We start from the raw sequence: 5,665 nt of genomic DNA on the forward strand, positions 1-5,665 counted from the left end.
GGATAGACGATATCGGGTCCAAGGATCAGCAGGCCGGCAGCGACCTCGTCATTGGCGAAGTGGCCTCGGGTGCCGAACACTTCCAGCCAGCCGTAATTGTCGATGAACTCTTTTCCAAAGTCCGCCTCGCCATAGGTCTGCCCCCAGCGGAAATCATTCCGATGCTCGGCAAGCAGTTGCAACAGCGGCTTGGCATCTGGCGGCGCCAGTTCGGCGGCGCGATCGAGATGGCTCAGGCAGGCGAGCGGATGCGGCTCCAGCGTGCGAGCCGGCATGTCCCAGCCGATCCGGGCCACGGCATCGCGCACCAGGGCGTGATCGACTGACGCAAGGTATGCGTGGAACTGTCCCAGCAGTTCATCGAATTTTGTCGTCACATCGTGCTCCGGGCATGCATTGGTGCACAGCCGCTCCGCGAAGGGTCGGGTTGCGCGGCGGCATCATTGGTCTAGATTGGTGCGCGCGCAAAGCCAAAAACGACAGGCCAACAGGTCGAAGATTAGGGAGCACGCCATGGACGCTGCGGTCGATGCGAGCACCAACCAGTTCGAACTCAACGAGGAGCAGCGCGCCATCCAGGAGATGGCGCAGGCCTTCGCCGCCGACCGCGTCGCGCCGAATGCGCTCGACTGGGACCGCAACAAGCATTTCCCGGCCGACGTGATCCGCGAGACCGGGCCGCTCGGCCTCGGCGGCATCTATATCAGGGACGATGTCGGCGGCTCGGCACTTGGCCGGCTCGACGCCGTGCTGATCTTCGAGGCGCTTTCGCACGCCGATCCGGCCTTTTCGTCCTTCATCTCGATCCACAACATGGTGGCGTCGATGATCGACCGTTTCGGCAATGACGAGCAGCGTCAGCGCTTCCTGCCGAAACTCACCTCGATGGAATGGCTGGCCAGCTATTGCCTGACCGAGCCCGGCTCCGGCTCCGATGCCGCGGCCCTGAAAACGCGCGCGGTCAAGAGCGGCGGCGACTATGTCCTGAACGGCACCAAGCAGTTCATCTCCGGCGCCGGCGACAGCGATGTCTATGCCGTCATGGTGCGCACCGGCACTGAGGGGCCGAAAGGCATTTCCACCATCGTCGTGCCCAGAGATGCGCCAGGCCTCTCCTTCGGCGCCAACGAGCACAAGATGGGCTGGCATATGCAGTCGACCCGCCAGGTCATCTTCGAGGATTGCAAGGTGCCGGCGGAGAACCTTTTGTCCGGCGAAGGTGCGGGTTTCGGCATCGCCATGGCCGGGCTCGACGGCGGCCGTCTGAACATCGCCGCTTGTTCGCTGGGCGGCGCGCAGTCGGCGCTCGACAAGGCGCTTTCCTACACCGCCGAGCGCAAGGCCTTCGGCTCGAAGATCAACCAGTTCCAGGCGCTGCAGTTCAGGCTGGCCGACATGGAGACCGAACTGCAGGCGGCGCGTATTTTCCTCTATGCCGCCGCCGCGAAGCTCGACCGCAAGGCGCCGGACGCCGGCAAATGGTCGGCGATGGCCAAGCGCTTCGTCACCGATACCGGCTTCAATGTCGCCAACGACGCACTGCAGCTGCTCGGCGGCTATGGCTACCTGCACGACTACGGCATCGAGAAGCTGGTGCGGGACCTGCGCGTGCACCAGATCCTCGAAGGCACCAACGAGATCATGCGCGTCATCATCGCGCGAGCATTAATTGGAAGGCAGTAGGCAGTAGGCAGTAGGCAGTAGGCAGTAGGCAGTGAGATGACCGGCAAGATCAATTCCTACAAGGATCTTATCGTGTGGCAGCAGGGGATGGATCTGGCTGTCGCCACCTATTCTTTGACCAAGGCATGGCCAAAAGAGGAATTGTATGGGTTGACCAGCCAAATCCGCCGTTCAGCAACCTCTATTCCTGCAAACATCGCCGAAGGTTATGGCCGAGACAACAGAGGTTCCTATCAGCAATTTCTGAGGATTGCCCAAGGCTCGCTGAAGGAATTCGAGACACACCTCCAGATCGCTGAACGCATTGGCCTTGCCACGCATGATCAAGCTAGTCAGTTGCTGACATCCACGGAGGGCATCGGCAAAATGCTTCGCCAGCTTATTTTCAAACTTGCACCCGAATAGACCCCTACTGCCTACTGCCTACTGCCTACTGCCTACTGCCTACTGCCTACTGCCTACTGCCTACTGTTAGCCCAAATCACGGAGCACCACTATGACGATCGCCTTCATCGGCCTAGGGAACATGGGCAATCCGATGGCCGCCAACCTGGTCAAGGCGGGGCATGCGGTGAATGGTTTCGACCTTGTGCCGGAGAACCTCAACGTCGCCAAAGAACAAGGCGTGACGATCATGGCGAATGCCTTGGCCGCGGTGAAGGATGCCGACGTGGTGATCACCATGTTGCCTGCGGGCAAGCATGTGCTGTCGGTCTATGAGGACATAGCGCTCAAGGCGAAAAAGGGCGCACTATTCATCGATTCCTCGACCATCGACGTCGAGTCAGCCCGCAAGGCCCATGCCGTCGCCAGGAAGCACGGGCTGTCGTCGATCGATGCACCGGTCTCGGGCGGCACCGGCGGTGCCGCGGCCGGCACGCTGACCTTCATGGCCGGAGGCTCCGATGACGCCTTTGCAACTGCCGAGCCGATCCTGAAGCCGATGGCCGGTCGCATCGTCCATTGCGGCGGCGACGGCGCCGGCCAGGCGGCAAAGATCTGCAACAACATGATCCTCGGCATTTCGATGATCGGTGTCGCCGAAGCCTTCGTGCTGGCGGAAAAGCTCGGCCTGTCACACCAGGCGCTGTTCGACGTCGCCTCGACCTCCTCCGGCCAGTGCTGGTCCTTGACCACCTACTGCCCGGTGCCCGGGCCGGTGCCGACTTCGCCCGCAAACAGGGACTACAACCCAGGATTTGCAGCGGCACTGATGCTGAAAGACCTGAAATTGTCCCAGGAAGCCGCGCATGGTGCGGGTGCTGTAACGCCGCTTGGTGCCGAAGCAGCCCAGCTCTATGCCTTGTTCAACGCCCAGGGACATGGCGGGGTCGATTTCTCCGGCATAATTAATTTTCTCAGGGGTAACCCAGCGTAACCCCCGGATTTTTCCGGTTTCCTTGGGTGGAAAAAGTGCAAATTTAGATTTGCTTAAGCTCTCGATAACTCCGCGGTAACGATGTCCCTATAAAACGGACTGCGAGGCGGACATATCTCATCCGCCCGGCGCTCCGGATCAGGTCTCGCGTACCGGAGCCCGTAAGTTTCGACAAGTGCCATAAGTTTCGCAAAGTGTTTGCGTAGCGAAGCGCCATGCGTATCTGGCAAAGCCGCGTTCCTGATGGAGCGCGGTTTTTGCATTTTGCCCTGCAGCACGTTTTGAGACATCGATAACCCGGAACTGTACTCCGGGATGCCTCACATGCGCCCGCGGGCGCCTTCCGGATCATAGGGCGAGTCGGCGATCACCTTGGCCGCGCGGCGCTCGCCGAGGATGGACACCTCGAGCTCGGTGCCGGGCGACACAAGTGCCAGGGGCAACAGCGCAAGTGCGATGTCGTGACCGAAAGTGTAGGAGTAGCCCGCCGAGGTGATGTGGCCGACGAGCTCGCCTTCGCGGTAAACGCCCTCGAAGGCGAACGCGCTCGCACCATCCGTATCGATCGACAACGTGGCGATCCGGCGTGTCACCTGCTTCTGTTTTGCGACCAGTGCCGCGCGGCCGATGAAGTCCCCTTTGTCGAGGCTGATGAATCGGTCGAGGCCGCTTTCCCAGGCTGACAATTCGGGGTTCATGTCGCGATACATGGCGCGGTAGGATTTATCGAGACGAAGCGATTCCAGCGCTTGAAGTCCGGCCAGCCTCAGCCCGTGTGCCTCTCCCGATGCCAGGAGCGCATCCAGCAAATGCCGCTGATAGCAGAGAGGATGATAGAGTTCCCATCCCAGTTCGCCCGAATAGTTGACGCGCAGGAGCCGTACGTCGCTGGCCATGCCGACGGTGCCGGACTGCACGCTGAACCATGGAAAGGCTTCATTGGAGAGGTCGATCTCCGTCAGCGGCTGCAATATGTCGCGCGCCTTCGGCCCCACCACCGTGAAGCTGCCGCGATCCTCCGTGACGTTGCGCAGATGCACGCTGCCGTCCTTCGGCAACAGCCGGCTGAGATCGTCAAGGTTCCAGCGCTCGGCGCGCGGCGTCGATATGAGATAGAACAGCTCGCTCTGCAGCCGCGCCACCACATATTCGGCCTGCACGCAGCCGGCCGGCGTCAGGTGATGGGCAAGAGCTACGCGACCGGGACGAGGCAGCCTGTTGGCCAGGATTCCGTCGAGCCAGTCCTTGGCGCCCGGCCCGCTAACCTCGAACTTGGTCATGGGAGTCATCTCGACCAGCCCAACGGCCTGGCGGACAGCCTGAACCTCCGCGGCGACGTGGTTCCCTTTGGGGGTCCAGCGCCAGCTGTAGACATTGCGCGCTTCGACACCGGCAGGCGCAAACCAGCTCGGCATCTCCCAGCCGTTCAACACGTCCCACACCGCGCCGAGCTGGCTTAGGCGATCATAGGACGGGGCCGTTTTCTGCGGTCGCGCCGCCGGCATGTCCTGGCCAGGATAGTGCTGTGCGGCGTGGGTGCCCCAGGCTTCCCGGACCTTTGCCCGGGTCCAGTTTTTGTTTGCATAGTGGCCGAACCGACGGGGATCCAGCTCCGTCGTGTCGATGCTGTTGCCGCCCTCCACGATCCGTTCGGAGAGGTAATAGCCAATCGCACCGCCCCAAAGGATGCCTCCCGGCACCCCTTCGGCGAGCCAGACATTCTCCAGACCCCACGCCTGTCCCATCAGCGGCAGTTCATCGGCCGTCATCTGGAAAGGTCCTCGCACATTCCGCTTGATGCCGGCGCGTCCGAGCGCGGGGACCAGTTCGGTCGCACGTTCCCAGTTCCAGGACACGGCATCGAAATCCTCATCGAGCAGATCGGCGCCGAACCATTCCGGGACGCCGTTTTCAGCGAACAGCTTGAGCTGCTCGGTGCGCTCGTAGGGACCGAACATCAGCCCGTCGCCTTCTTCGCGCAGATAGCCCTCGTAACCCTCGTCCCTGAGGATCGGCATTTCCGGAAGACCAAGCCGCTTGCGTTCCACAATTTCGGGGACCGCCTCGGTGATCCAGTACTGATGCAGGATCGGGATCGCGGGAATGTCCAGGCCAAGCATGGCGCCGGTCTGGCGGGCGTAATTGCCTGTTGCAAGGATGACATGTTCACAGACGATCTCGCCGCGTGAGGTCTTGACCCTCCACTCGCCGCTCGGCATGCGTTCGAAGCCCACAACCTCGGTATCGAGATGGATCTTCGCGCCACGGTCGCGTGCACCCTTGGCCATGGCCTGGGTGACATCGGCGGGTGCAATGTGGCCGTCATCGGGATGATAAAGGGCACCCAGCATGCTGTTGTTGTCGAGCAGCGGCCAGATTTCTCGCGCTTCCGCGGGCGATACGATCCGGGCCCGCACACCCTGGACCTCGGCAACGTCCATGTAGCTTCTGTACTCGTCCAGCCTGTCGCGCGTGTTGGCAATGCGCAGCTGGCCGCATTTGTGCCAGCCGACGTTCTGGCCCGTCTCCGCCTCCAGCCCCTCATAGATTTCGATCGACCTGGCGATCATGCGGCCGACATTGCGGCTGCGCGCGTAAGAAGGG

5 protein-coding genes are annotated in these 5,665 nt (G+C 61.9%); 3 read left to right on the forward strand and 2 right to left on the reverse strand.

The window, feature by feature from the left end; genetic code table 11:
- Positions 1 to 377, reverse strand: a 377-nt coding sequence (locus EN984_RS20445; protein WP_245477166.1) for a dimethylsulfonioproprionate lyase family protein, incomplete at its 3' end; no start/stop codon positions are given.
- A gap of 136 nt (positions 378 to 513) precedes the next feature.
- On the opposite strand from EN984_RS20445, the gene EN984_RS20450 reads away from it, so the two are divergent.
- The 3 genes from EN984_RS20450 (at position 514) to mmsB (ending at position 3,061) form a co-directional block, all read left to right on the forward strand.
- Positions 514 to 1,683, forward strand: coding sequence for an isobutyryl-CoA dehydrogenase (locus EN984_RS20450; RefSeq protein ID WP_127271451.1), 1,170 nt, complete (start codon positions 514 to 516; stop codon positions 1,681 to 1,683).
- A gap of 36 nt (positions 1,684 to 1,719) precedes the next feature.
- On the forward strand, positions 1,720 to 2,088 hold the full coding sequence (locus tag EN984_RS20455; protein WP_127271453.1) for a four helix bundle protein: 369 nt from the start codon (positions 1,720 to 1,722) through the stop codon (positions 2,086 to 2,088).
- A 91-nt stretch (positions 2,089 to 2,179) separates the two neighbouring features.
- Positions 2,180 to 3,061, forward strand: a complete 882-nt coding sequence (gene mmsB / locus EN984_RS20460; protein ID WP_127269795.1) for a 3-hydroxyisobutyrate dehydrogenase — start codon at positions 2,180 to 2,182, stop codon at positions 3,059 to 3,061.
- A gap of 320 nt (positions 3,062 to 3,381) precedes the next feature.
- Here the strand turns inward: mmsB and EN984_RS20465 are convergent.
- A partial coding sequence (locus tag EN984_RS20465) for an FAD-dependent oxidoreductase (protein WP_164765550.1) occupies positions 3,382 to 5,665 on the reverse strand: 2,284 nt, incomplete at its 5' end.

Origin of the sequence: Mesorhizobium sp. M7A.F.Ca.CA.004.12.1.1 (assembly GCF_003997835.1) — a bacterium.
Classification (GTDB): domain Bacteria; phylum Pseudomonadota; class Alphaproteobacteria; order Rhizobiales; family Rhizobiaceae; genus Mesorhizobium.

Coding starts and splice junctions, on each gene's coding strand:
- EN984_RS20450 (WP_127271451.1), top strand. CDS start 514: ATGGACGCTGCGGTCGATGCGAGCACCAACCAGTTCGAACTCAACGAG.
- EN984_RS20455 (WP_127271453.1), top strand. CDS start 1,720: ATGACCGGCAAGATCAATTCCTACAAGGATCTTATCGTGTGGCAGCAG.
- mmsB (WP_127269795.1), top strand. CDS start 2,180: ATGACGATCGCCTTCATCGGCCTAGGGAACATGGGCAATCCGATGGCC.